The organism is Actinokineospora diospyrosa (genome assembly GCF_024171925.1).
GTDB lineage: Bacteria > Actinomycetota > Actinomycetes > Mycobacteriales > Pseudonocardiaceae > Actinokineospora > Actinokineospora diospyrosa.
Map to the genome: position 1 here is coordinate 244,187 of NZ_JAMTCO010000010.1, position 23,971 is coordinate 268,157.

General features: G+C 67.8%; 27 protein-coding genes. 14 read left to right on the forward strand and 13 right to left on the reverse strand.

The window, feature by feature from the left end; translation table 11 throughout:
- Positions 1-217: 217 nt before the first annotated feature.
- Entirely contained in the window at positions 218-805 is a 588-nt protein-coding gene (locus LV75_RS21395) for a DUF2537 domain-containing protein (protein ID WP_253888771.1), read from the reverse strand.
- Positions 783-1,613 carry a TrmH family RNA methyltransferase gene (locus tag LV75_RS21400; protein WP_253888772.1) on the reverse strand — a complete coding sequence of 277 codons (831 nt, stop codon included), beginning with the start codon at positions 1,611-1,613 and terminating at the stop codon, positions 783-785. Before LV75_RS21400 ends, LV75_RS21395 begins: the two co-directional genes overlap by 23 nt.
- 177 nt (positions 1,614-1,790) lie before the next feature.
- Here LV75_RS21400 and LV75_RS21405 point away from each other — a divergent pair, with 177 nt between their 5' ends.
- From LV75_RS21405 to LV75_RS21420, 4 genes are all read left to right on the forward strand, one after another.
- Positions 1,791-3,284, forward strand: a complete 1,494-nt coding sequence (locus LV75_RS21405; RefSeq protein WP_253888773.1) for a glutamate-cysteine ligase family protein — start codon at positions 1,791-1,793, stop codon at positions 3,282-3,284.
- An 85-nt stretch (positions 3,285-3,369) separates the two neighbouring features.
- On the forward strand, positions 3,370-4,005 hold the full coding sequence (locus LV75_RS21410) for a superoxide dismutase (protein ID WP_253888774.1): 636 nt from the start codon (positions 3,370-3,372) through the stop codon (positions 4,003-4,005).
- Positions 4,006-4,249: 244 nt separating this feature from the next.
- Complete coding sequence (locus tag LV75_RS35590; protein ID WP_253888775.1) at positions 4,250-4,951, forward strand: DddA-like double-stranded DNA deaminase toxin; 702 nt, start codon at positions 4,250-4,252, stop codon at positions 4,949-4,951.
- Positions 4,948-5,349, forward strand: a complete 402-nt coding sequence (locus LV75_RS21420; RefSeq protein WP_253888776.1) for an Imm1 family immunity protein — start codon at positions 4,948-4,950, stop codon at positions 5,347-5,349. The genes LV75_RS35590 and LV75_RS21420 overlap by 4 nt, the downstream gene beginning before the upstream one ends.
- 40 nt (positions 5,350-5,389) lie before the next feature.
- Here LV75_RS21420 and LV75_RS21425 read toward each other — a convergent pair whose 3' ends face one another.
- Entirely contained in the window at positions 5,390-6,649 is a 1,260-nt protein-coding gene (locus LV75_RS21425; protein WP_253888926.1) for an MFS transporter, read from the reverse strand.
- Between the two features lie 109 nt (positions 6,650-6,758).
- Positions 6,759-7,190: a MarR family winged helix-turn-helix transcriptional regulator gene (locus LV75_RS21430; protein WP_253888777.1), complete on the reverse strand. Its 432-nt coding sequence runs from the start codon at positions 7,188-7,190 to the stop codon at positions 6,759-6,761.
- A gap of 66 nt (positions 7,191-7,256) precedes the next feature.
- Here LV75_RS21430 and LV75_RS21435 point away from each other — a divergent pair, with 66 nt between their 5' ends.
- Positions 7,257-7,754 carry a GNAT family N-acetyltransferase gene (locus tag LV75_RS21435; protein WP_253888778.1) on the forward strand — a complete coding sequence of 166 codons (498 nt, stop codon included), beginning with the start codon at positions 7,257-7,259 and terminating at the stop codon, positions 7,752-7,754.
- On the opposite strand, the gene LV75_RS21440 is transcribed toward LV75_RS21435, so the two are convergent.
- The gene (locus LV75_RS21440) at positions 7,751-7,927 is read right to left on the reverse strand and encodes a DUF397 domain-containing protein (RefSeq protein WP_253888779.1); all 177 of its coding nucleotides are present in this window, start codon (positions 7,925-7,927) and stop codon (positions 7,751-7,753) included. The genes LV75_RS21435 and LV75_RS21440 overlap by 4 nt on opposite strands.
- 2 nt (positions 7,928-7,929) lie before the next feature.
- Positions 7,930-8,778 (reverse strand): helix-turn-helix domain-containing protein, encoded by an 849-nt coding sequence (locus LV75_RS21445; protein ID WP_253888780.1) that lies wholly within the window; start codon positions 8,776-8,778, stop codon positions 7,930-7,932.
- A 152-nt stretch (positions 8,779-8,930) separates the two neighbouring features.
- Here LV75_RS21445 and LV75_RS21450 point away from each other — a divergent pair, with 152 nt between their 5' ends.
- Entirely contained in the window at positions 8,931-9,146 is a 216-nt protein-coding gene (locus LV75_RS21450; protein WP_253888781.1) for a hypothetical protein, read from the forward strand.
- Between the two features lie 10 nt (positions 9,147-9,156).
- Positions 9,157-9,396, forward strand: coding sequence for a DUF2530 domain-containing protein (locus LV75_RS21455; protein WP_253888782.1), 240 nt, complete (start codon positions 9,157-9,159; stop codon positions 9,394-9,396).
- Here the strand turns inward: LV75_RS21455 and LV75_RS21460 are convergent.
- Together LV75_RS21460 and LV75_RS21465 are read right to left on the reverse strand one after the other, a co-directional pair.
- On the reverse strand, positions 9,393-12,320 hold the full coding sequence (locus tag LV75_RS21460) for a sacsin N-terminal ATP-binding-like domain-containing protein (RefSeq protein WP_253888783.1): 2,928 nt from the start codon (positions 12,318-12,320) through the stop codon (positions 9,393-9,395). The two genes, LV75_RS21455 and LV75_RS21460, sit on opposite strands and share 4 nt — an antisense overlap.
- Positions 12,317-13,345, reverse strand: a complete 1,029-nt coding sequence (locus LV75_RS21465) for a DUF3027 domain-containing protein (protein WP_253888784.1) — start codon at positions 13,343-13,345, stop codon at positions 12,317-12,319. The genes LV75_RS21460 and LV75_RS21465 overlap by 4 nt, the downstream gene beginning before the upstream one ends.
- A gap of 58 nt (positions 13,346-13,403) precedes the next feature.
- Between LV75_RS21465 and LV75_RS21470 the strand changes: the two genes are divergently transcribed.
- The 3 genes from LV75_RS21470 to LV75_RS21480 all read left to right on the forward strand — a co-directional run bounded on the left by LV75_RS21470 (position 13,404) and on the right by LV75_RS21480 (position 16,531).
- Positions 13,404-14,213 carry a glutaminyl-peptide cyclotransferase gene (locus LV75_RS21470; protein WP_253888785.1) on the forward strand — a complete coding sequence of 270 codons (810 nt, stop codon included), beginning with the start codon at positions 13,404-13,406 and terminating at the stop codon, positions 14,211-14,213.
- A gap of 82 nt (positions 14,214-14,295) precedes the next feature.
- A complete protein-coding gene (locus LV75_RS21475) occupies positions 14,296-16,071 on the forward strand; it encodes an MFS transporter (RefSeq protein ID WP_253888786.1) in 1,776 nt (591 codons plus the stop codon).
- A gap of 10 nt (positions 16,072-16,081) precedes the next feature.
- On the forward strand, positions 16,082-16,531 hold the full coding sequence (locus LV75_RS21480; RefSeq protein WP_253888787.1) for a DUF2771 family protein: 450 nt from the start codon (positions 16,082-16,084) through the stop codon (positions 16,529-16,531).
- Position 16,532: 1 nt separating this feature from the next.
- On the opposite strand, the gene LV75_RS21485 is transcribed toward LV75_RS21480, so the two are convergent.
- Positions 16,533-16,919 (reverse strand): cold-shock protein, encoded by a 387-nt coding sequence (locus tag LV75_RS21485; RefSeq protein ID WP_253888927.1) that lies wholly within the window; start codon positions 16,917-16,919, stop codon positions 16,533-16,535.
- A gap of 183 nt (positions 16,920-17,102) precedes the next feature.
- Between LV75_RS21485 and LV75_RS21490 the strand changes: the two genes are divergently transcribed.
- The 3 genes from LV75_RS21490 to LV75_RS21500 all read left to right on the forward strand — a co-directional run bounded on the left by LV75_RS21490 (position 17,103) and on the right by LV75_RS21500 (position 20,083).
- The gene (locus tag LV75_RS21490; RefSeq protein ID WP_253888788.1) at positions 17,103-17,294 is read left to right on the forward strand and encodes a hypothetical protein; all 192 of its coding nucleotides are present in this window, start codon (positions 17,103-17,105) and stop codon (positions 17,292-17,294) included.
- A 399-nt stretch (positions 17,295-17,693) separates the two neighbouring features.
- On the forward strand, positions 17,694-18,278 hold the full coding sequence (locus tag LV75_RS21495) for an RNA polymerase sigma factor (protein WP_253888789.1): 585 nt from the start codon (positions 17,694-17,696) through the stop codon (positions 18,276-18,278).
- Positions 18,275-20,083, forward strand: a complete 1,809-nt coding sequence (locus tag LV75_RS21500; protein WP_253888790.1) for a sigma 54 modulation/S30EA ribosomal C-terminal domain-containing protein — start codon at positions 18,275-18,277, stop codon at positions 20,081-20,083. The genes LV75_RS21495 and LV75_RS21500 overlap by 4 nt, the downstream gene beginning before the upstream one ends.
- Positions 20,084-20,122: 39 nt before the next feature.
- Here LV75_RS21500 and LV75_RS21505 read toward each other — a convergent pair whose 3' ends face one another.
- From LV75_RS21505 to LV75_RS21515, 3 genes are all read right to left on the reverse strand, one after another.
- Entirely contained in the window at positions 20,123-20,323 is a 201-nt protein-coding gene (locus LV75_RS21505) for a hypothetical protein (protein ID WP_253888791.1), read from the reverse strand.
- Positions 20,324-20,447: 124 nt separating this feature from the next.
- Positions 20,448-21,062, reverse strand: coding sequence for an HAD family hydrolase (locus LV75_RS21510; protein ID WP_253888792.1), 615 nt, complete (start codon positions 21,060-21,062; stop codon positions 20,448-20,450).
- A gap of 10 nt (positions 21,063-21,072) precedes the next feature.
- A complete protein-coding gene (locus tag LV75_RS21515; protein ID WP_253888793.1) occupies positions 21,073-22,662 on the reverse strand; it encodes an AMP-binding protein in 1,590 nt (529 codons plus the stop codon).
- Between the two features lie 95 nt (positions 22,663-22,757).
- On the opposite strand from LV75_RS21515, the gene LV75_RS21520 reads away from it, so the two are divergent.
- Positions 22,758-23,132 (forward strand): YccF domain-containing protein, encoded by a 375-nt coding sequence (locus LV75_RS21520; RefSeq protein WP_253888794.1) that lies wholly within the window; start codon positions 22,758-22,760, stop codon positions 23,130-23,132.
- Here the strand turns inward: LV75_RS21520 and LV75_RS21525 are convergent.
- Positions 23,129-23,935 carry a metallophosphoesterase family protein gene (locus LV75_RS21525; RefSeq protein WP_253888795.1) on the reverse strand — a complete coding sequence of 269 codons (807 nt, stop codon included), beginning with the start codon at positions 23,933-23,935 and terminating at the stop codon, positions 23,129-23,131. The two genes, LV75_RS21520 and LV75_RS21525, sit on opposite strands and share 4 nt — an antisense overlap.
- Positions 23,936-23,971: the final 36 nt, after the last annotated feature.

The following is a 23,971-nucleotide window of genomic DNA, read 5'->3' on the forward strand; positions in this document are numbered from 1 at the left end:
GGGCCTGCTTTTGGGCCCCTGCTTTGCGGTTCTGCCACGGGTGTCGTAGGGGCCCCGCACAAAACAGGTCCACCCCATCGAGCTTTTCCGCATTGTCGCGGATCGGGCCCGAGGTTGCCGCCAGGCAACGAGGCGTCCGATCCGGGGTCGCCGAGCTCGCCGCCAGGCGACGAGGCCGACCCTCGCACGTCGCCAAGACGTAGGCGACCTGCCCCACTCACCCGAACACAATGAACGGCAACGTCAACCACCCCAACGCGATCCCCCCGGCAACCCCCACCGCGACCCACCGCCAAGTAGGCACCTTCCGCGCCAACCACACCGACGGCAACAACCCCGCACTAACCACCAGGTTCGACGCAACAGCCAACAGCGGCGTCGTGTCGTACAACGTCACCGCCAACGTGATGATCGCGAACAGCACCAGCGCCCCCGTGAAGCCCGCGACCAGCAGCCCGACCCCCCACGGCGTCGGCTCCTGCACGATCTCCTCCGCGACCGGGACTTCAACGACCTCGGGTGGTTGCACGATCGACACCTCTCCGGACAAGGGATCCACGTAGCTGACTGGCGTACCCATGATCGCCGCGACGCGTTCGGCGAGTTGCTGACCGCGCCGGGTCACCAGCGCCGACGCCGGGTCGGCCGGGTCGCCGCCGCGCACGGCCGAGGCGACCTTGGCCCACTCGTGCAGCGCGGTCGACAGGTCGGCGCCGATGGCGAGGGTGTGCGGGTCGACCTCGCGCTCACCGGTCCCGTCGTCGCCGATGAGGATGGCGCGGTCATCCTTGGCGCGCAGTTCCACCGGTTCCCCTTTCTGCGAGCGCGTAGAAGGCGACCGCGGCGGCGGTGGCCACGTTGAGCGAGTCGACCTCGCGCGACATCGGGATGCGCACCGCGGCGTCGGCGGCGGCGATGGCCTCTTCGGTGAGCCCCGGCCCTTCCGAGCCCAGCAGCACCGCCACCCGTTCGTCGGCGCGCACGGCCTCGGACAGCGGTACCGCACCGGCCGCCGGGGTGAGCGCGAGCACCCGGAACCCGCTGTCGCGCAACCACTTCAGCCCGTCCGGCCACGGCTCGACCTCGGCGAAGGGCACCGAGAGCACGTGCCCCATGGACACCCGGACGCTGCGCCGGTAGAGCGGATCGCTGCAGCCGGGGGCGAGGAGGACGCCGTCAACCCCCAGCGCGGCGGCGTTGCGGAACAGGGCGCCCAGGTTCTCGTGGTCGCCGACACCTTCCAATACCGCCAGCGTGCGGGCGTTCTCGGCCAGGTGCTCGGGCGAGGGCGCGGGGGCCCGGTCGGCGGTCGCGAGGATCCCCCGGTTCAGGTGGAACCCGACCGCCTCGGCCATGACTTCGGCGCTGGCCACGTAAGCGGGCACGTCACGACCGGCGAGCTCGCCCTGGAGTTCCTCCACGCGTCGACGAACACCGAGCAGGGCGCGGACCGGGTAGGCGGAGGCGAGCAGCCGCCGCACGACGACGACACCCTCGGCGATGACCAGGCCGCGGCCGCCCGGGCGGTCCGGGCGGCGGTCGGCGGTCGACAGGTCGCGGAAGTCGTCCAGCCGTGGGTCCGCCGGGTCGTTCACCTCGATCACCTGCGCCACGGGGGCAGTCTCGCACGTCTGCGGCGAACGGGTAGCGCCATGACCCACCGCTCGCTCTGTGTCACGGGGCGATAACGCACTGCACCAGTTTGGGCGCTAGCCCGACCGGGTTGGCTGTGCGAACGTTGGCCTCCCGCGCGTGTGCCGGACGCCGATCCGGCCAGACGGGAGGGCGGCATGGGGCAAGACGTGAAAATCGACGCTTTCAGCCGAGAAGACCGGCAACGCTATCGCCAGAAGGTGCGTCGGTGCCTGGACGCGCTCGAGCGCATGCTGGCCGAGGGCGGCTTTGCCGACGAGCACCCGAGAATGGGCCTGGAGATCGAACTCAACCTGGTCGACGACGCGCTGGCGCCCGCCATGCTCAACCGCACGGTGCTGGAGAAGATCAACGACCCGTGCTACACGACCGAACTCGGCCAGCACAACCTGGAGCTCAACGTGCGGCCCCGGCCGCTGCGCGATGAGGAGTCCATCGAGCTGGAGCACGAACTGCGCCACTCGCTCGCCGACGCGGGCCTCAAGGCGCAGGACGCGGGCGCGACGCTGGTGATGATCGGGTCGCTGCCGACGCTGCGCAGTGAGCACTTCGACATCCGCTGGCTGACGCAGAACCCGCGCTACCGCAAGCTGAACGACCAGATCTTCGCCATCCGCGGCGAGGAGATGCTGCTGCACATGGAAGGCATCCCGCTGCCCGGCCAGCGCGCGGAACGGTTGCGCTGCCTGCAGAACTCGATCCTGGCCGAGTCGGCGTGCACGTCCGCGCAGCTGCACTTGCAAGTGCCGCCGGAGAAGTTCGCGGCGAACTGGAACGCCGCGCAAGCCCTGGCTGGCGTGCAGGTCGCGATCGCGGCGAACTCGCCGTTCCTGCTGCGCAAGGCGTTGTGGCACGAGACCCGGATCCCGCTGTTCCTGCAGGCGACCGACACCCGCCCGCAGGAGCTGAAGAACCAGGGCGTGCGACCGAGGGTGTGGTTCGGCGAGCGGTGGATCACCTCGATCTTCGACTTGTTCGAGGAGAACGTGCGCTACTTCCCCGGTCTGCTGCCGGAGGTCGACGACGAGGACCCGTTCGAGGCGCTGGACTCCGGTCGGGCGCCCCGGCTGGCCGAGCTGCGGCTGCACAACGGGACGATCTGGCGCTGGAACCGCCCGGTGTACGACGTCACCAACGACGTGCCGCACCTGCGGGTGGAGAACCGGGTGCTGCCAGCGGGTCCGACGGTGGTGGACCTGATCGCGAACGCCGCGTTCTTCTACGGCGCGCAGCGGGCCCTGACGGCCGAGGAACGTCCACTATGGACGCGCATGTCGTTCCAGGCCGCGGAGGAGAACTTGCACGCGGGGGCGCGGCACGCCTTCGACGCGCAGTTGTACTGGCCGGGGATCGGCTGGGTACCGCCGGATGAGTTGGTGCTGCGAGTGTTGCTGCCGATGGCGCACGAGGGCCTGCGCGACTGCGGGGTGTCCGACGAGTCGCGCGAGCGCTACCTCGGGGTGATCGAGGCGCGCTGCTTGGCGCGGCGGACCGGGTCGATCTGGCAGCGGGCGGTCGTGTCCGACCTGGAGTCGCGCGGGCTGGACCGGGACGCGGCGCTGGTGGCGATGCTGCGCCGGTACATCGAGCTGAGCGCGGCGGGTGAGCCGGTTCACACCTGGGAGGTCTGACCGAGGGGTGGACCCGTCCGACGCGGTCAGCCAGTTGCCAGTATGTTGCAGTTAGAACTGACTGGCATCAACTCAAGGAGAGCGCGTGGCTCCGTACGTCTTGCCCGATCTCGACTACGACTACGGGCAGCTCGAGCCGGTGATCATCGGCGACATCAACGAACTCCACCACAGCAAGCACCACGCCGCGTACGTCAAGGGCACCAACGACACGCTGGAGAAGATCGCGGCGGCCCGCGACGCGGGTGACTTCAGCTCGATCGTCGGCCTGGAGACGACGCTGGCGTTCAACCTCGCCGGGCACACGCTGCACAACCAGTGGTGGCGCAACCTCAGCCCCGACGGCGGCGACAAGCCGACCGGGGAGCTGGCGGCGGCCATCGACGAGCACTTCGGCTCGTTCGACGGTCTGCGCGCCCAGCTCAACGCCGTCTCGGGGACCATCCAGGGCTCGGGCTGGGGCGTGCTCGCCTGGGACCCGATCGGGTCGCGGCTGATCACCCAGCAGCTCAAGGACCACCACTCGAACCTGTCGATCGCCACCACGCCACTGCTGGTGTTCGACACCTGGGAGCACGCGTACTACTTGCAGTACAAGAACGTGAAGACCGACTACATCGACCGCCTCTGGAACATCGTCAACTGGGCCGACGTGACGGCCCGCTTCGACGAGGCCCGCGCGGGCGTCAACGGCCTGCGCCCGCCCGCACCCCAGGGCTGAGCACTTCGGCGGGATGCTCCGACAAGCCTCCTCGCCGAACACAAGCGAGACCCCCCGCACCGGACGCTTGGCGCGGGGGGTCTCGCCGTTCCCGAACTGACTGCCGCTCCCACCACGAAGCGGACGAGAGTTAGGTTAGCCTAACCTCTCCGACCCTGCAAGCCCCGTTCGCGGGAGTTGTCGTAGGTACGGTGTACGACTTGGGGTTGTGGCCCTCGATGACAAGTATCGGCAGCTCAGGGGCGTGACCGAAGGGCTCGCCGAGCTGCGTTCGAAGGTCGAGCAGGTCGTGACCTGGCTCGACGAGGCGCGCCGGACCGTGCACCAGGTGCTCTGGGGCACGAACACCTTCACCGCGCCAGCCCTCTCCGTGCTCGCCGCCAACGACTGCCTGCAAAGGTTGTTGGCAGCGATCAGCGAGGCGGAGGCCTTGCTCGCCGCGGTGCTGGCCCGCGCGGACCCGCCAACACCGGTAACCAGTCCTCGACCAGGTGTCGCCAATCGGCACGGCGACCGATACCCGGCAGCCGCGATGCCCTACCAGGACGTCCTGCCGCCACGGGTTCGCCAAGGCCGGCGCAACGCGCCGATCGTCGCCATCCTGGAGATCGACGGCCAGTCGTTCGGCGAGCTGTCCGCGACCGTGCAGGACGATTGGACAGTGGAGTCGCGGGCCCGGATCCGCGCGCTCGGCCTGGCCAGGCGGGCCGACCGTGTGGCCAACCACGTCGAGATGAAGGCCGTCGTGGTGATGGTGCGCACTCGCGGCAGGCAGGCGAGAGTGATCATCAACCACGCGCCGTGCGGCTCCGAGCCGGGTGCGTGGATAGGGTGCCACTCTGTTCTGCCGGACTTCATCCCCGAGGGCAGCAGCCTCACCGTGCTGGGCACCGACGCGCGGGGCGAACCCTTCTTCCGCACCTACAAGGGCAAGGCAACGCGATGACGGACGATCTCCTGCGGCACGCTTGGCTGCACGTGGACCAACTCCCCGCCCACTTCGACCTGGTGGCCGCCCTTCGCGAGGTGAAGTTCGACATCCCGAGCGTGTGGGTGATCGCGACGGGGTCCACCGACTTCACCTCGGGTGAGCACGCCGAACTGGGGGTCGGCGTGAACGGCGACATCGGTGCCTTGGACTGGATCGCGGGTGAGCAGAGGTTGGTCCCCCTGGTCGGCACGAACGCGGGCTGGAAGACGTACTACCTGGCCGGTCTCGACGAAACCCCGGTGCCGCCGCACGCCGAGGTGCCGATTGAGGTCGCATACCAGGCGCTGGCCGAGTTCCTCACCACCCGAGCCCGCCCCACCTGCATCGAATGGCAGGAAGCCGAGCAGGAATGACCGGCGTTCTCCCTGTTCTTTGCGACCGACCTGTGCCGGGCTAGCGCTCGTAGCCCGGCCGACGCAGGAGGAGGCGGCCCCAGCCGGTGGTGGGGCGTTGGATTCCGCCGCGGATCAGGAGGACCACGCCGCAGAGGACGGCGGTTAGGGCGGCTATCGCGCCGCCGATGATGAAGGGGGAGCGGGCGCCCCATTGGTCTGCCATCCAGCCGACCATGGGCGCGCCCAGGGGGTTTCCGCCGACGAAGACGAGCATGTAGAGGCCCATCACGCGGCCGCGCATCTCCGGGCTGACGGCGAGTTGGACGGTGGAGTTGGCCGTGGTCATGAAGGTCATGAGGCAGAAACCGACCGGGATCAGGGCGATGGCGAAGGTCGAGTACGACGGCATGAGGCCGACGACGACTTCGAGCAGGCCGAAGGCGAGCGCGGAGCCGAGCAGCACCCTGGTCCGCGGCCGCCCCCGGGAGCTGCGCCGGACCGCCAAAACAGAGCCGCCGAGGGTGCCGATGGCCAGGGTCGTGGACAGCAGCCCGTAGCCGTCGGCGTCCTTGCCGAAGACGGTGGCGGCGACGACGGCGAGGGTGACGAAGAAGGTCATGCCGAAGGTGCTGACGAAGAAGACCAGGACCATGACGGTGAGGATGTCGGCGCGGCCGCGCACGTAGCGCAGGCCCTCGCGCAGCTGTCCCTTGGCGCGCGGCACTTTCGGGCCGCGGATCAGCTTCGCCGGGTCCATCCGGAGCAGACCGATGATCACCGCGACGGTGCACAGCGCGTTGCCCAGGAACAGCCAGCCGGTGCCGATCAGGATGATCATCACGCCCGCGATGGCCGGGCCGACGATGCGGGCCAGGTTGAAGCTGGTCGAGTTGATCGCGACGGCGTTGGTGACCTGGTCGCGGCCGACGATCTCGGCGACGAACGACTGGCGCACCGGGACCTCGACCGCGGCGAACGCACCGAGCACGAAGCACAGCACGTACACGTGCCACACCTGCACGACCCCGGTGACGTCGAGCAGACCGAGGACGAGCGCGCACGCGGTGAGTCCCAATTGGACGCCGATCAGGAGCTTGCGCTTGTCCAACCGGTCGGCGAGCACACCGGCCCACAGCGAGAAGATCAGCGTCGGCAGGAACTGCAGCGCCGCGGCGATGCCGAGGGCGAGCGGGTTGTTGTCGGTGAGGACCAGAACCAGCCAGTCCTGGGCGATCCGCTGCATCCAAGTGCCCACATTGGACACGACTTGACCGGTCGCGAACAGCCGGTAGTTGCGCACGCGCAACGAGGAGAACATGCCAGGCTTGGGTTCTGGTGCGGGTGGTGGCGCGTGCCGCGGCGGCGGGGGTGTCGTCGAGGTGCGTTCGGTCTGCTGCTCTCGGGTACCACCCGCGTACGTCGGCATCCTAGTTCTGGTTCCCCGCCATCCTGTCGATGATCTCGGCGGCCCTGGCGAGGACGGTCCGTTCCTCGTCGGTCAGTTCCGCCAATCGCTTGTCCAGCCACGCTTCCCTGGCGGAGATGTCCGCCTCGATGTAGGCCCGGCCCGCGTCGGTCAGCGCGACGATCGCCTGCCTGCCGTCGCTGGGGTGCGGGCTGCGGGTCGCGTACCCCAACTCCTCCAGCGCCGTGATGACCCGCGTCATCGACGGCGGCTGGACCCCCTCCTTGGCCGCCAGCTCCCCCGGCGTCAGCTGGCCGCACTTGTGCAGGCACGACAGCGCCGAGAGCTGGGTGAGGGTGGTGGCGGAGTTGGTCCGCTGCGCCCGGAGCCTGCGGTTGAGCCGCACCACCGCCAGCCGCAACCGGCTGGTCAGCACGCGCTCGGACTCGGACATAATGTTTAGCATACCTTACTAAGCAATCGTCGGTCGACGAACTTACCGCCGCGCTACTGTTGATCTATGCAGGTACGCCGCGCGCGGCCGGGGGACGGTGCCGGGATGGCCCGGGTGCACGTCGCCGCCTGGCGGGCCGCCTACCAGGGGATCATGACCGACGACCGGCTCGCGGGCCTGTCCGAGCGCACGTTCGCGCAGCGCTGGGAGTCGATCGTGACCAGCCCGGGTGAGGTGCGCAACTTCGTGGTCGAGCGCGACCGGCAGATCGTGGCGATCGGCTCGGCCGGACCGCCCCGGCAGCCGGTACCCGCGGGCGAGGTGCACATGGTGAACGTGCACCCGGACGCCTGGGGCACCGGCGCGGGCACGGCGATGCTGGAGCGGCTGCAGGACGAGCTGCGGACGCTCGGCTACACGTCGGCGTACCTATGGGTCGCCGACGGCAACCAGCGCGCGATCACGTTCTACGCGAACCGCGGCTGGTCACCGGACGGCGAGGTCATGGACGACGAACGGGAGTCGCCGCCGCTGCGGGAGTTGCGGTACGTGCAGGAGCTCTAGCGGGCCTTCACGGTGGTGAGGAAGGCATCGAAGGCCGGGCGACCAAAGCCAAGACTGCCAGCGGCGGGGTTCTTGGAGTCGCGAACACCCGCCACCTCCACCTGAACCCGCAGCTCAACGCAGGCGTTGTCCGGTGCGCTGCGGGAGCTCTTCCGCCACGCGTTGCTGTTCACAGTTACTCCTTGATCACATCGAGTGTCCGCTGGATGAACGCGGTTGACTCCTCAGGAGTCAGGGCGATTCCCCGAACATTCTCGAACATGCGCACAAATCGGGAAACATCCGATGGGCTGTCAACCAGCTCACCGCCTGCGGGGTACTCCAGGTAGACGACATGTGAGTCGTCATCGAACCGGAGGATCGTCAGGGGGCCGTTCATCGTTCCGAAGCTCCCCGCGACGAACGGCACCACCTGGATGGTGGCCGTGCCCGAACTGGCCGCAGCGACCAAGTGCGCGAGTTGCTCCGCTAGGACAGTGGGGCCTCCAACGGCGAAGTGCAGCACGGCTTCACTCAAGATCGCGTGTGTGTGCAGTGGCCGCGAAGCACCCAGAAGCCGTTGTCGCGCTTGGCGATCCTCGGTCATCCGACTTCGCCTCGTGTCATCACCGCCGAGATCATCCGAGATCGCCATCGCGTAGTCCGCTGTCTGCAGCAGGCCAGGAATGGCCGAGTAGTTGATGGTGAACTCAGCAACGGCATCGGCCTCGTCCCGCCGGAACGCCACGTACTTCGACGGCATGTCAGCGGCGTGTTCGACAGTGACGGTCCCCTGTTTGGCGTGGTTCCACAGGGCCACAGCCTCGGCGCGTTCTTCGGGCGTGGCGCCGTAGACGGTGAGCAGGGCGGCGAAGAGGTGCTTGTTCGGTAGCTGTTGGCCGTTCTCCAGTCTGGAGATCGTGGTTCTCGACGTGTCGGCGAGGGCGGCGGCGCGCTCGGGGATCAGGGCCGGGTCGTGCCGCTTGCGCAGGGCCTCCATGTACCGGCCCACCATGCGCTTGCGTCGGGTCTGCTCGGGCGGCATGGCGGTCACCCTAGCGAGCCGAACGGACCAACGACCATCACCCGAACGCGTATTGCGACCCGCGCTGCGCGCTCGCTACTGTGCGACTCAACGGCCATTATCATCCCTTCCTGAGGCCGTAGTTATCCCACAACCACCCGGAGGCACCTCACATGACCTACATCAACAACGGCGGCGTCACCCCCGAGGTCTGGGTCTGGATCGACCGCAACCCCACCGTCGAGGTCGACCGGCTGGACCCGCACCAGGTCGCCCTCAAGCTCGGCGACCCCACCGCGCCCCTGCGGCTGGTGGTCGACGAGGACGCGCTCGACGCCTTGGAGCGGCTGATCAAGCAGGCCCGCGAGGAGTTCGCGGTGGCGCGCTAGCCTTGCGGGCATGTCCCAGCGCGAGACCCCACCCCTGCCACCGGCTCTGCTGGCGATGGGGCCGATCGTCTACATCGGTACCGCGATCTGGTTCGTCGTCGCGGTGGTGCTGACGTTCGCCGACAGGGGATCCATCTACATGTGGACGGCCTGGTCGGGGGGCGGGCTGGGGATCATCGGCGCGCTGATCATGTTGTGGCAGCGGCAGGCGGGCAAGCGCGGCTCGAAGGCCGCGCAGCGCATCGACTAGGTCAGGTAGTGCGCGGGCTCCTCGATAAGAGCCGTGAACGTGTGTCGATCCGTCCAGCAGTCGGTAGTCCAAGCGAGGGCCCGGGCCAGCGCTTCCGGGGTGTCCTCGCAGTGCACTACGCCATCGATGACCCACCATGGCACGTTGTGGTCGCCGGTAGGCGTGCGGATCATCAGCTTGTCGTGCACCAAGAGGCTGCCGAACGGCGTCGGTACGTCCAACAGCTCGCAGGCAGCGGCAACAGCACCAAGTTCAGACCACGGCACTGGCTCGGCAGCGGAAACGATCTCCCCACCGGTTTCCTCTGTCGCAAGCGGTAGGTCCAACAGCTCAGCCAGCGGCTCGGCAAGCGCGAAATCAGGCCCCGCCGACACAACCTGGTCTTCTGGCAAGACGGTCAGCAGCCAGGGGGCATCGAGTACGACGCAGTCCGACGCGACAGTGCCAGCCAAGGTGCGGGTGGTTTCCGGGAGTCGGACGTCAGTTGGGTCAAACAGCTCGTCCGCAGCTGCTTCGGCAAGAGCCGCATGGGTGCGCAAGACCGCGCCGGGGTGCAAACCACGGTCAGGGTCACCTAGGCGGATCAGCAGGTCTTCCGCGTCATCGGCATTGTCGACCCGGAGGCCCGAGCGAACGCCGATCGCAGCCAGGACACGCAGGTCAACGCCGATGTCGGGGACGACGTCGTACAACCCAGCCAGGTCGTCAGCGTCGGGCAGCCGCCAGTCGGAGGGGGCGGCTCCCGCGATGACGGCGTGGCGGGCGATCCACCAGCCCGTGTAGCCGTCGGGTTCGAGCAGGGCGCGCCAGGTGTCCGGGTCCGCGGCGAGCAGGGCCAACGCGCGCGGCCACGCGTCGTCGGTGACCAGGTCGAGGTCGCGCACGGCCAGGACCCGGGCGGGCGCTTCAACCCGGCTGTCCCACCACTCGGCCTCGTCGGCGAGCGCGTGGTCCGGTCCCGCGGGCGCCTCGTCGACGACCAGGGCGAACGCGTCCAACACGCCAACCGCGGCCAGCACGTGGTCCGGCCACTCGGCGGCGACCTCGGCGGAGAGCACGCCGACCGGCGCGTCCTCGTCGAGTACATCCAGCAACGGCGAACCGGGCAGCGCCAACTCGTCGGCGCGCCGCCAGTCCCCCACGGAATCCTTGAGCGCCAACGCGCCCAGCCACGGCCGCTCACCCGTGCGCACGCCCGCGTCCCTGGCCAGCCGCAACACGACCGACACCAGACCGCTGATGTCCACACCGGACTCGACGTCGTCCAGGCTGCGCTCGACCGCGTCCTGCAGGCCGCCGGCGTCGAGCAGGTCGACCGGGCCGCCGCGGTGGGCGCCGAGCCGTTCCAGGACCGGGTGCGCGGCCTCGGCGTGCACCACGTGCAAGACGCCGACCTCGGCGTGCGCGAGGAGGTCCAGCAGCTCCGCGTCCTCGACCAGCACGACACCGGCCGGTCCGGGCAGCGTGCGACCGTCGGCGAGCGGGACCGGCAGCGCGCCGAGCTCCAGCCGGGCGGTCCCGTCGGTCTCCACGACCGGGGCGAGCGCGGTGTACAGGTCGTGCCACCACTGCGGCGGCCGGGCGCGACCGGTGATCGTCTCGACCACGTCGGCCAGGCCGAGGCGGGGCACGTCGAGCGCGGCCAGCGCGCCGGAGTGCCGTTGCGCGGACAGCCACCCGGCGGCCAGGTTCGGGACGATCTCGGCGAGCAGCTCGGCCAGGCCGTCGGCTTCGGCGTCGAGGACCTGGGTGCGGGCGGGGGCGAGGTCGTCGCCCTCGGCGGCGGGTAGCCAGGTGTCCTTGCGCAGCGCGGTGATCAGCAGCTCGCGTAGGCGCTCATCCACTTCAGAGAGCGGGAACCCGGCCAGCGGGACCAGTGCGGTCCGGTGCTCGGAGGGAGCTAGGCGAACCAGCTCCGGGTAGGCGCGGGCTGCTTCGGCGAGCACAGCTTCGGCGGCAGCGCTTGAGTGCAGCCTGCGCCTGCTCGGCTCTATAGGCAGGGTCGCGACGAGGCGGGCAGGTAGCGACAACCGCTCGTCGGTAGGCGTTGGGGCGTGCAGCACATCGTCGCCCAAGGGGAGCGGGATGCCTTCGGAGTCGACTCGGGCAGCCCAGCAGACAGTCCACTGCCGCCGTTGGCGAGCTTCGACGCCCAGGTGCTCAACCAGGTCGTCGGCGAGGCTGCCGTTGACGCGGTGGACCAGCCAAGACACAACGCCGTCCGGCCCGTGGACCTCAACGCGGGATCCCTGGTCGACACGCCACCAAGCGTCGTCGCCGATCTCGATGCGGTCCAGGCCAGGCAGGGCAAGAAGAAGATCAGCGGCCTGCGCAGCGAAGTCGGCGAGCAGCTTGCGACCGTTGACGTCAGCACGCAGCGGTAGGCGTACCTCGGTCGCGAACCCGGCGGGAACGCCGGTGTCGACAGGCCAAACCATCCGCAGGACAGGAACGCGTCCACCACGCTCAGCGGCCCTTGCGGCTAGATCGGGGTGGTCGGCGATGGCGGCGCGAGTGTCCTCAGCGGAGAAAGCGACGCCACCGTTGAGCGATAGGACGCTCGGGGAGTCAGTCACGGCGAGCACCGCAGCGAAGCCGACACCGAATTGGCCAACGCCCTGCGCGGCGCTCTTAGCGGACGCTCGTAAGGAGGCGAGGGCAGCAACACCGTCAGCGTCTAGCGGCCGGCCGGTGTTGGCGGCGCGTAGTTCGCCATCGACCAGCGATAGGCGCAGCGTTCCGGTGCCCTCGGCGGCGTCGGCAGCGTTTTGCGCGAGCTCCACCAGCAGACGGTCGCGGTAGCCACCGAGGTAGAGGTCTTCCTCGGCGTTGGCGTCCTCGCGGAACCGGGTCGGGGACGTGGTCCAGGCACTCAGCACAGCTGCGCGCAGCGCGGCAGTGCCGAAGGGGTCGGCGGCGCTCACCCGTGCAGGTCGGACTCGGGCTGACCGGACGGTTCGGCTGCCTGCTCACCTTGAGCCACAGCATCCACGGCCTGCTCGACGGACTCCGCATCGGGCTGCTCACCCGCCTCGGCCTGCGCCTCACCAGCGGCAGGCTCATCGGCGGCAGCTTCACCGGCAGCTTCATCGGCCACGGCAGCGCCGCCATCCACGACAGCGCCGCCAGCCGCAGCAGCGTCATCAGCCACGGCGTCATCAGCCACGGCAGCGTCATCAGCGGGCGCTTCCGCTACCGGGGTGACCTCGATGTCGAGCCGGGCGTCGTCGTAGATCAGGTCGGCCACCAAGACCGGCGAGATCTGCTCGACCTCGTTCTCGGAGTGCGCCCCACAGCCGTAGGCCGCGTGCACAGCCCGCCCGTCAGCGGGAGAGATCTCGTTTCCGCAGACACCGAAGGCAGCGCCAAGAGAGCCAGCCACGGGCAGGTAGAAGCCACAGGTGCCGCAGGCCGCGGGGGCGCTGCGCGCCATCTCGGAGCCGGGACCGTAGTCGCCGACCTTCCAGCGGTCGGCAGCGTCAACGCGGCCGAAGCGCGATAGGACGCGGACGCGGCCTAGGCCGACCTCCATCGCCAGCGCTTCGACCTCGGGGTCGTCCGAGCCGAGGTAGGCCGGGGCGAGCCGGGGGTCGTCCGGGTCGGTCGGCAGGAGATCGCCGACCCCCAGGTCACCGGCGCGGACCCGGTCTTGCCAGGGGATCCAGGCGGGCGCGACGAGGGCGTCCGGGCCGGGCAGCAACACGACCTCGCTGACGGTGACCGCGTCGTCCGAGCTGGCGGCGGCGACGGTAACCGCCCACCGCCAACCCCGGTAGCCGGGTTTGTCCGCTTCGAAGAGGTGGGTCGCCGACGCCGAGTCCTCGGAACGCACCTCTACGTGCGTGCCGACTTCGGACCCGGCCTGCTCCCGCGCGGCGGCGCGCGCGAACTCGACCGCCGCGAGCAGCGCGGGGTCGGTCACGGCTTCTGGTGCAGGCGTCGAGGTCATCACCGCTGATTGTGCCCCACGCCCGAAGCGGGTGACACAGCCGTGTCACGCTAGTGGGGTGCGCGCCCGTCTGACCGCTCTTATCGCAGTCGTCGCCTGCCTGGCCACGGGGTGTTCTGGCACGTCAGGACGTCAGCCCGCGACCAGCCCCGCGGCGCCGACCAATTCCGGTGTCCCGACGCTCAAGCCGCAGGTGCTCGCCGAGATCCCCCACGACGGGACCGCGTTCACCCAAGGGCTGGAGCTGGTTGACGGCGTCCTCTACGAGGGCACCGGGCTAGAGGGTCGGTCCCAGATGAGGGCGACCGATCCGGCTACCGGGTCCGTGCGGGAGCGGGTAGAGCTGCCGGACGAGTTATTCGGCGAGGGCATCACCGTCGTAGGCGACCGGATCTGGCAGATCACCTGGCAGAACGGGGTGGCTATAGAGCGCGACCGCGACACTCTCGCCGAGAAGCGCCAAGTCACCTATGAGGGTGAAGGTTGGGGCATCTGCCACGACGGCGGCAGGCTCATCATGAGCGACGGCACAGACAAGCTCACCTTCCGCGATCCGGCTACCTTCGCCGCGACGGGAGAGGTGCGGGTCCGCGACTCGCAGGGGCCGGTCGTCAAGCTCAATGAGCTCGAGTGCGTCGATGGCGCTGTCTACGCGAACGTGTGGGAGACCGACCGGATTGTGCGGATTGACCCGGCCACCGGCGGGGTTACCGCGGTCGTAGACCTCGCGGGGTTGCTACCTGCGGATGAACGCGCGGGCACCGACGTGCTCAACGGTATCGCCGCGGTGCCTGGGACCGATGAGTTCCTTGTGACGGGCAAGCTGTGGCCGAAGCTGTTCCGGGTCCGATTCGCGACCTCGGGCTAGGTGACCAAGACTGTCCACTTGACCATGAACCGGCCAGTCAACCCCACCCCGGATCAGGCCCCGGTACGGCAGGATGGAACACGTGATTCGCAACGGCCCCGCTGATCAGCCGCCGTCTGGCCGCCGCTCGGGCCGGAAGGCGAAGCGGGGCTGGGCGGATGTCCAACAGCCCAGCTGGCGGACCCCCGAGCCGCCCACCACCGGCATCCCCCGGCAGAACCCGCAACTGCCCCCGCACGCACCGCACCGCCGCAACCCGTTGCCGCCCCCGCGCACCCGGCCTGAGCCGCCGGACGAGCCCAGGTACGAGACCTACGGCGACCGCGACCCCGATCGGTACGGACATCCCCCGCGTAGAGAGCCCGAGTACCGGGACGACTACCCGGAGCCGCGCTACCGGGACACCGGCACGCGATACGAGGAAGAGCCGCCGACGGAGATCGCGCGGCGTGAAGGTCCTCCGCCCGGGTACCCGAAGAAGCTGACCGTGACCCGGGTAGCCGCGATGCGCAGCAGGCAGCTGACCTCGCAGGCGATGACCGCGTTCCGTAAGGCCGCGAACGCCGACGGTGCCGACAAGTCCGGCCTTACGTCGCTGACCTACGCCACGATGCTCAACTACGCGGGCGACGCCGCGATGGCGGTCGCACTGGCGAACACGCTGTTCTTCTCCGCGGCGAGCGGGGAGAGCAAGGGCAAGGTCGCGCTGTACCTGCTGATCACGGTGGCGCCGTTCGCCCTGCTCGCGCCGGTGATCGGCCCGATGCTGGACCGGTTGCAGCGCGGCCGCAGGCTGGCCATGTGCGTCGCGTCGGCCGGTCAGGCGCTGATGTGCGTGATCATGGCCATGCACTTCGACGACTGGATGCTCTACCCGGCAGCACTCGGGAAGATGGTGCTGTCCAAATCGTTCACGGTGCTTAAAGCGGCGATCACACCAAGAGTCCTACCGCCGGACATAACGCTGGCGAAGACCAACGCTCGGTTGACCGTCTTCGGCCTAGCGGCAGGCGCGGTCGCGGGTGGCATAGCCGCCCTCTTCGCGAACCTCTTCGGATCGCCGGGCGCGCTGTGGTTCACGGTCCTGATCTGCGCTGTTGGCGCCGCGCAGGCTGTTCGGATCCCTGCTTGGGTAGAGGTGACCGAGGGCGAGGTTCCGGCTTCTATCAGTGCGAAGATGCCGCTACCGACCACGAAACGAACACCCATGGGGCGACACGTGGTGGTGTCGCTGTGGGGCAACGGGTCGATCCGGGTGCTCACCGGCTTCTTGATGATGTTCGCGGCGTTCGCGGTGCGGGCCCAGAACGAGGCTGAGCCGGTTCAGCAGTTGCTCTTGTTGGGGCTTATCGCAGGCGCCGCGGGCTTGGGCAGTTTCGCCGGTAACGCTGTCGGCGCTCGCATCCACATCGGCAACCACGAGCAGGTGGTACTGGGCTGCTTGATCGCCGCGTTGGCGACGACCGTGGTGGCGACCCTCACCGCGAGCATCTTCGCTGCGACCATCGTTGGCCTCGTAGGCGCTATCGCCAGCGCTTTGGCTAAGAACAGCCTCGACGCTGTCATCCAAGATGACCTACCGGAGGAATCTCGCGCGTCCGCCTTCGGCAGGTCAGAGACGGTCTTGCAGCTGGGCTGGGTGTTCGGCGGCGCGGTCGGGGTACTCCTACCGCCGATCTGGTGGGTGGGGTTCCTCGTTGTCTCCGTGATGCTGGCACTGGGTCTTACGCAGACCTTGCTCACTCGCAAGGGCGGCAGCCTCATCCCCGGGTTCGGTGGGCAACACGCAAGCGAGCGGATGGCCGCCGCAGTGCGACGGTTCCGCCCCGCGCCGAGGTCCACTAGGAACGACACGTAGGGTCGCTGGCGTGCGCAGAGCCATCACCGCGACACTCGCCGGTGCCACCATCGTCCTCGCCGGTTGCTCAGCACCCCCGCCGCCAGACGTCACCTTCTACACCGACGGCGAGACCGCCAACGCGAGCCCGATGTGGCTATGTGAGGTCGGCAAGGAGAAGTGCCTGCAAGACCTGCACGCGATGGTGACGCTACCGACGCGCAAGGGCCAGCCCGTGCAGATCTCGGTGTCGTCCGGCGTCGCCGACAGCCCGTGGGGCGTGGTGTTCTCCTACATCGACAAAGACGGCCAGCAGATGGCGGCGAGCAGCACGCTGATCACGAAGGACCTGTCGTACACGCTGACGCCGCCACCCGAGGCCGAGCGGCTGGTCTACGTCGAAGTGCAGAAGCTGCAGGTGGTGCGGGGCAAGCTGGTCCAGGCCGGGGTGTGGGCGCTGGGCACCAGCCAGCGGCCGTGAGTTACGGGTCGAGCTCCCTGGCCACGGCCCGGACGACCTCGGCGATCCGCTTGGTGACCTTGCGGTCGGGGTAGCGCCCGCGCTGCAGGTCCGGCTGGACGACCGACTCCAGCATCTTGATCATGTCCTCGACCAGCCCGTGCAGCTCCTCGGCTGGCCTGCGCCGAGCCTCGACCACCGACGGCGGCGCGTCGATCAGCCGGACCGAGAGGGCCTGCGGCCCCCGCCGCCCGTCCGCGACGCCGAACTCGATCCGCTGCCCGGCTTTCAGGCCGGGGACGCCAGCGGGCAGCGCGGAGGCGCGGACGTAGACGTCCTCGCCACCGTCCTGCGTGACGAACCCGAAGCCCTTCTCCGAGTCGTACCACTTGACCTTGCCGGTCGGCACAGATCTCACCGTTCCCTAGTCGTCCAGTCCGCCCCGCGCGCCCCGTTTGGTCCGCGCAAGACGAACGCGCCCCGGGCTCACCCTGGACGCGTCCCCCAAGCCTAAGCCAGCCGTTAGGTCGCCCCAGCCCCGCCCGAGCGTTACCGCTGAGGGCGAAACGGATGGAACGCCTATCCTGTTCCCATGGCGGCCCAATCCCACCCCACCCGCACCCTCCACGTCGCGTTCCTGCTGTTCGGCGTGGGCCTGCTAGCGGTAGTCGCCATCTTCGTTTTGGCCGCTCTTGGCCACACAGCGCCGTGGCTCTGGGCGGTCTCCATGGCCTTCCCCACAGGCCTGGCCCTAGCCCTAGTCCACGTAATCCGCCGCCGATAGCCCTACCGCCCTCGGCTCCCCCACCGCCCCACTCTTCGCCTCTTGGCGCGCACTCCGAGTCCCGCAACTGAGTGTGACACGCACCACATCGAGTGATCCGCGGTGGTGACGTTCGGACCTGCTACGCCCTGCGGGCACCGAACGGGCTGATCAGGGGACTACCCCGGACGCGCACGACCACTCTTCTGTGGCGTGGCTGTTGAGCCGAAAACCGGCTCCGCCAACTTTTTCGACTCCCCCTGGGGTCTCCTCCGCCTCCGCCAACGAGGTAGTGGGTGCGCAGTCCCCACTGGAAGCGAAGGAGCCTCACGTGACTGTCGCCCACTCCGCGAGGCGTCCCGACGCCCCGTCGACATGCGCAGCCGTCCCAGCCGGGTCGAAGTTGGAGGCCACCCAGTCGTGATCGACTCCCCGCACAACGACGATCTGGCCGACGCGGGGCCAGTAACTCTGGAAGTGCTCTATGAGCGCCACAACCGCAAGTTGACGCACTACGTCGCGCGGCGCATGAGCTACGACCAAGAGGCAACCATTCAAGTAGTGGAGAACACATGGGAGGTCGTATGTGTCAGATTTGACGAAGAGCGGCATCCGAGGGACTGGAACGCTTACCTGTGGCGGGTGGCGCAGAACAAGGTGGCCGACTGGTTTCGCAACTCCAGTCGGAGCCCCACCCTTCTCCACCTCTCGCCAGATGATCTCGGCAAAGCAGCGGACGACCGCACCGCGCAGGCAGACGTCGCTGAAACAGCTGAACGCAGGGCCCTCCGGGCCGCGCTCCTCCTGGCAATCAGGGACAGTCTGACCCCACCACAGAGACAAGCAATAATTCTGAGGTACATCGATGAGCTCACACTATCGGAGATCTCCTCAATCATGGGAGTGAGCAGGACAGGCGTCAAAAAACACATCCAACGGGGAATCGCCAATGCCAGAAAGGCTCTGGCCAAGGTCGGTTACATCGTCACCAAGGAGGCGCGATGAGCTTTGATCCACACAAGCACCTCGAGCCGGGCGGCGCCACGGGCGACGGACCGCCCGGTGACGACATCGCTCGTCTGGTCTCCGAACTGACGCCTGACACGAGTTGGGCGGACGAACTGGTCATCGCCTCCCCCGGCGAGATCCGCGATCGCGTCCGCAGGTTCACCCCGCAGCAACGGGCTGCCGCCGAACGCGACGCGACCAGGGCCGACCTCGGCGCGACAGCGCTATCGCTGGCCAAAGGACTACTCGACCAGGGTCGGTTCGAGGACGCCGAGCAGTGGCTGATCGTGGCCGAGGACAACCACGTGCCAGAGGCGCGCGAACTGCTCGACGAATTGGCCGGGATGCCGCACAACTGGCCAGTAGCCCTCGAAGACGAGTACGGCAAGGCAGAACGCATCGTCACGGCGGCGATGGAAAAGGCGCGGCAGATCCTGAAGAAGGCGCGCGCCGACTCCGATGAAATAGTCGACGTCGCTCTGTCCAGAGTGCAACGGATGCTGGACCACACCCGCTACTCGGCTGCCAAGTACGAACTGGCTGAGCGACTTGCCGATCTGACCAGAGTGGAGCCCGGCAGAAAGAACCGCGGTCCAACCCTGCTCTGGCTGCTCTGGTTCCTACTGGACAGCACCGGCGTGCGAGTAGCTCAACCCGCCAACGATACCGCCAGGATAAGAACGGTTCGTGTCGCACGCGGGAGCGCCCTGGCAAGTTTGCTGTCCCCCACCACGAAGACCGGTCCAGCCATTGACGATGAGTCTGGAATCGCCTTCAAACTGTTCCTCCTGCCTCCTGAGGTGAGCGGAGTTCGGCAGCCACCTCCGCCCACAACACCGGCCAGGAGCCCATTCGAACGCATCCACCAGATCAAACTCTGGCGAAAGCACGTGCCAGATGAAGATCAACTCGATGGTTTTGACCAACTTCACCAGGTCAACTCCTACCGCTGGGTCGTCGCCTTCCCACACGCGACGGACCGCAAACCAGGCGCCCACCCGTCAGCTCTACTCAGTGCCTTGATCGAACATCTACTACCCGGGCACGGCCTGTCATCCGAGAGCGCTCTGCGCTTGCTCCTGGAAGTCCTACAAGACGTCGTGGAACACGATGGGAGATCCGAGGACAACCGAGCAGCGTCCTGGTTCCACGCACATCAGATCAACGAAAGCTCGGGCCATTCACGACTCACCGAGGCTCTCGCGGTTGATGCGCGGATCTTCATCCCAGACCACCACACCCAGATCTCGTACCTACCTCGCCAGAGGTACGAACACCCGAAGGGAAGTGACCATGAGCTACATCTCGACATCTCGGTCCATCGAGAACATTGGAACACCACAGAGGTCGGGAGCCGACGTGTGGAGGGCGCCAATCCGCCGGTCAACGGTCTTCCTGGACCTTCCGCCGTAGGCGAGTCAACCGAGTTGAATGAACCCACCAAGGAGAACGACAAGTCCAGCGAGCCGCGCACAGTCGACGACGCGCGGCGGGAGCTGACGTCCACCGGGTGCGATCACATCGTGTTCACCGACGCCAAGACCGGGCAGCCCACCGTGGTGTACCGCCGGGCGGGCGGCGGTCACGGGGTGATGAAACTCGGGGATATGAAGCCCGCCGCGATCGAGACGTTGGGGCAGGAAGCTGTCCAGCTCCTCTCCGCGCCCTCTCTCGACAACGTCGAACAGGCGCACGCACCCGGCACGATGGCGGACCAGGCGGAGCAAACAGGTCACGCCGTGGAGGTGGACGACAAGTTCGATGAGTACTTCATCATCGAATCGACGCCGCAGTCCTCTTGACCGGTTGGGCCCCCGTTTCGCCGCGGGGGCCCAAACCGCTCACCAGGCGCCGATCTCGCTCAGCTTGACGACCAGCGCGGCCGCGCCGCCGGGGCCGGTCACACCGAACCAGATGAGCTTGAGGACCCGGTACCCGGCAGCCCGGTGTTCCTGGTCCCTGCCGAAGAGCGCGACGAACACGGCCGCGCCCAACAGCAGGCCAACGAAGATCGCATACCCGAGCAGCACCCATGGCCACATCACCAACAACCCCCTCGTTGTGCGAGTTACACCCTGTATCTCGCACAACGAGTCACGGCGGCCCCCACTACGGGGAAATCGAGGCTCGGTCGATCATCAGACCCGTTGAACGGGCAGGTCGTGCCTAGTGAGCGGCCAGGTGGGACTTGAGCCAGGCGGGGAACTCGGTGAGGTTGGTTAGGACCACGTCTGCTCCGGCGGCCCGTAGATCGGCGGCGGAGTGGGGGCCGGTGGGGACGCCTATAGCTAGGGCGCCCGCTGCTAGAGCACCTGCCATGTCGCCTTCGTGGTCGCCGATATAGATGGTGGCGCCGTGTTCTAAGAGGGTTTCGCCCTTGGCGGTGGACCAGCGTTCGCCCACTAGGACGTCCACGGTCCAGCCGAACTGGGCTAGGTGTTTGGCGGCGTTGGGGCCGTACTTGCCGGTGACGACCAGGGTGCGGCCGCCAGCTTCGTGGACGGCGGCTAAAGCCTCAGTGGCGCCTGGTAGGGCTACCGTCGCTGGGATGACGATTTCGGGGTAGAGGGCGCGGAAGCGGTCTACTAGCCAGGGGATTCGTTCTTCGGGGGCTTCGAAGCCGCGGAAGATCATGTCGAGGGGTGGGCCCAGGTTGGCGGCGAAGTACTCGCCGTCCAGGGGGAGGCCGGTTTCGGCGGCTAGGGCTGCCATCGCGGCGACCATGCCGGGGCGTGGGTCGATGAGGGTCATGTCCAGGTCGAAACCAACCGCTAAGGGCACGGGGTCCAAGCTACTTGAGGAGCTCAAGAGCAGCGGCGCGCATCTCGACCTTACGAACCTTCCCGGTCACCGTCATCGGGAACTCGTCGACCACGTGGACGTAGCGGGGGATCTTGTAGTGGGCGAGCTTGCCGGTGCAGAACAGCCGGACAGCGTCAGCATCCAGCGGTGACGCTCCCTCGCGCATGCGGATCCACGCCATCAACTCCTCCCCATAGCGCTCGTCCGGGACGCCGATGACCTGCGCGTCAAGGATGTCCGGGTGGGTATAGAGGAACTCCTCCACCTCTCGCGGATAGATGTTCTCCCCGCCGCGGATGACCATGTCCTTGATGCGGCCGGTAATCATGAGGTAGCCGTCCTCGGTCATCACCGCGAGGTCGCCGGTGTGCATCCACCGAGCGCTATCGATGACCTCGGCCGTCTTATCCGGTTCGCTCCAGTAGCCCAGCATCACCGAATAGCCTCTAGTGCAGAACTCGCCGGGTGTGCCGCGCGGGACAGTTAGCCCTGTCTCCGGGTCAACGACCTTGATCTCCAGGTGTGGGTGCACACGGCCGACCGTCGACACTCGTAGGTCTAGAGAGTCGTCGGCGCGGGTTTGCGTTGACACCGGGGAAGTTTCGGTCATCCCGTAGCAGATGGTGACCTCGTCCATCCCGAGCCGGTCAATGACCTGCTTCATGACCTCGACCGGGCACGGCGAGCCCGCCATGATGCCTGTACGCAAAGAGCTCAGGTCCAGGTCACCGGCCTCGGCCAGCATCGCGATGAACATCGTCGGCACGCCATAGAGGGACGTGCACCGTTCTTCGGCAACAGCGTTGAGAGTCGCAATAGGATCGAATCCAGGCGCTGGGAGGACAATACAAGCGCCGTGCGTAGTAGCGGCAAGGTTGCCCATGACAAGACCGAAGCAGTGATACAGCGGCACAGGCAGGCATATCCGGTCCTGCTCGGTGTAAGAGCACAGTTCGCCGACAAAGTAGCCGTTGTTCAGGATGTTGTGGTGAGAGAGTGTGGCGCCCTTGGGGAAGCCGGTCGTCCCCGAGGTGTACTGGATGTTGATGGGGTCGTCCGGCGATAGCGCTACCTCAGGCAGGTCATGGCCGTGCGAGACGAGGTCGTGCCAGGACTGGTGGCCGATGAGGATGACGTCCAGCAGCGCGGCGCACCCGGGGCGGACCTCCTCGATCATGGCCGCGTAGTCGGACGTCTTGAAGCTGGGGGCAGCGATCAGGGTGCGGACGCCTGCGTGGTCGAGGACGTACTTCAGCTCGTGGACCCGGTACGCGGGGTTGATGTTCACAAGAACCGCGCCGATCCGCGCGGTGGCGTATTGCACGAAGACCCACTCAGCACAGTTCGGCGCCCAGATCCCTACCCGGTCGCCCTTAACCACACCGAGTTCCAGAAGCCCGCGCGCGACGGCATCCACCTCGGTGGAGAACTCCCGGTAGGTCCACCGTCTGCCGGTAGCTCTGTCGACCAGGGCATCTCGTTCACCGTGGGCAGCGACAGTGCGCGCCAGGTTCTCGCCGATGGTGTCGCCGAGCAGGGGCACGGTCGAGGTCCCGGACGAATAGCTCGGCAGTGCCATGGCCGCTCCTCCACGCTGTGGGCAAGGTCACCATCTTGCATCCGTGCGGCCAATCCGGACACCCGCCGATCGATCGGTGCGACAGACTGGGTGGCGTGCGACTTCTGCTGAACCTGATCTGGTTGTTCCTCTGCGGCTTCTGGATGGCCATCGGGTACGTGATCGCGGGCATCATCTGCTGCATCCTGATCATCACCATCCCGTTCGGCCTGGCGTCGTTCCGCATCGCGAACTACGCGCTGTGGCCGTTCGGTCGCACCATCGAGCCGCACCGCGACGCCGGGGCCGCGTCGGCGATCGGCAACCTCATCTGGATCATCTTCGCGGGCTGGTGGCTGGCCCTCGGCCACGTCGTCACCGGCATCGCGCTGTGCGTCACGATCATCGGCATCCCGCTGGGCATCGCCAACTTCAAGATGATCCCGGTGTCGCTGATCCCACTCGGCTCCCGGATCGTGCCGACCTCTTAGCTCGCCGAGCTCCACGGCAACGACACGACCAGGCAAGGCCCACCGACGAACAGGCCCGCATCGACACCGAGCGCTTTGCCGTTCGCGTAGAGGTGCGGGCCTTCGATCTGCGTCGGCAGGACCCCTAGCTGGTCGGCGATGACGCTGTGCCCGTGCACGACCTGCTTACCGCCAAGTGTCGTCAGCAGCTCGTCCACGGCCGTCTCACCTTCGGGGCCGCGAAAGGCGTACCGGGTCGTCATGCGCCGCCAGACCTCCCACCACTCGGCAGCGTCATCAGAGCGCAGGACATCCTGAACGGCCTCGTTGATGGTGGGGATGTCTTCGCCCCACAAGAGGTACTGCGTGGTGTCGGAGTGCATCAAGAGGTGGTCGTCGACCAGGTCGATGACCGGTCTGCTGATGAGCCACTCGACGTGCTCGTCGGTGATGGCTTCTTGGTCGGTGTCGATGCCGCCGTTCATGCTCCAGCTGCGGGCGAAGCTGCGCGGGCCGAACTCCGACGGGATCGGCTCGTCGCCGAACCGGTGCATGCCCAGCAGCAGGATCTCGTGGTTGCCCAGCAGCGTCTCGACCTTGCCGCCCGCCTCCGCCGCCTGGTCGGCCAGGGTGCGGACCAGGTCGATGACGCCGATGCCGTCCGGCCCCCGGTCGACGAAGTCGCCGAGGAACCACAGGTGGTCGCGGCCGCCCGACCAGTCGCCGCCCGGGGTGACGAGCCCCTCGGCGTGCAGGGCGGCGGTCAGCTCCGCGCGGTGGCCGTGGATGTCGCCGACGACGTAGGTCGCCCTGTCCTTCTCCACAGCCACGACCCTAGGGGAGCCACCCCGGCGACGCGC

What these genes read in the sequence shown, in the direction of transcription:
- LV75_RS21405 (WP_253888773.1), top strand. Translation starts at nt 1,791, where the DNA reads ATGGGGCAAGACGTGAAAATCGACGCTTTCAGCCGAGAAGACCGGCAA.
- LV75_RS21420 (WP_253888776.1), top strand. Translation starts at nt 4,948, where the DNA reads ATGACGGACGATCTCCTGCGGCACGCTTGGCTGCACGTGGACCAACTC.
- LV75_RS21425 (WP_253888926.1), bottom strand. Translation starts at nt 6,649, where the DNA reads ATGTTCTCCTCGTTGCGCGTGCGCAACTACCGGCTGTTCGCGACCGGT.
- LV75_RS21430 (WP_253888777.1), bottom strand. Translation starts at nt 7,190, where the DNA reads ATGTCCGAGTCCGAGCGCGTGCTGACCAGCCGGTTGCGGCTGGCGGTG.
- LV75_RS21435 (WP_253888778.1), top strand. Translation starts at nt 7,257, where the DNA reads ATGCAGGTACGCCGCGCGCGGCCGGGGGACGGTGCCGGGATGGCCCGG.
- LV75_RS21445 (WP_253888780.1), bottom strand. Translation starts at nt 8,778, where the DNA reads ATGCCGCCCGAGCAGACCCGACGCAAGCGCATGGTGGGCCGGTACATG.
- LV75_RS21450 (WP_253888781.1), top strand. Translation starts at nt 8,931, where the DNA reads ATGACCTACATCAACAACGGCGGCGTCACCCCCGAGGTCTGGGTCTGG.
- LV75_RS21455 (WP_253888782.1), top strand. Translation starts at nt 9,157, where the DNA reads ATGTCCCAGCGCGAGACCCCACCCCTGCCACCGGCTCTGCTGGCGATG.
- LV75_RS21465 (WP_253888784.1), bottom strand. Translation starts at nt 13,345, where the DNA reads ATGACCTCGACGCCTGCACCAGAAGCCGTGACCGACCCCGCGCTGCTC.
- LV75_RS21490 (WP_253888788.1), top strand. Translation starts at nt 17,103, where the DNA reads ATGGCGGCCCAATCCCACCCCACCCGCACCCTCCACGTCGCGTTCCTG.
- LV75_RS21500 (WP_253888790.1), top strand. Translation starts at nt 18,275, where the DNA reads ATGAGCTTTGATCCACACAAGCACCTCGAGCCGGGCGGCGCCACGGGC.
- LV75_RS21505 (WP_253888791.1), bottom strand. Translation starts at nt 20,323, where the DNA reads ATGTGGCCATGGGTGCTGCTCGGGTATGCGATCTTCGTTGGCCTGCTG.
- LV75_RS21515 (WP_253888793.1), bottom strand. Translation starts at nt 22,662, where the DNA reads ATGGCACTGCCGAGCTATTCGTCCGGGACCTCGACCGTGCCCCTGCTC.